Below are 242 nucleotides of genomic sequence, written 5' to 3' on the forward strand. Positions count from 1 at the left end.
CGGCCCAAGCTCCCCCGGAGGCTCCCCGTCTACCTCACCCCGCCCGAGGTGGCCCGCCTCCTCCAGGCGGCCTACCAGAACCGCTCCCCCCGGGTGGCCCTCCGGGACTGGGCCCTCCTCGCCTTCCTCTACGGCACAGGCCTCCGCCTCTCCGAGGCCCTGGCCCTGACCTACGCCGACCTCACCTATCAGGACGGCGTCCCCCACGCCATCCGGGTCCAGGGGAAGGGGGGGAAGGAGCG

The 242-nt window shown here is 74.4% G+C and carries 1 protein-coding gene; it reads left to right on the plus strand.

Translation table 11 applies throughout. The features are described 5' to 3' along the window. The coding region (locus ACYQ0J_RS00090) for a tyrosine-type recombinase/integrase (protein WP_460170213.1) at nt 1-242 on the plus strand (242 nt) is incomplete at both ends.

It is taken from the genome of Thermus sp. FJN-A, assembly GCF_054655095.1.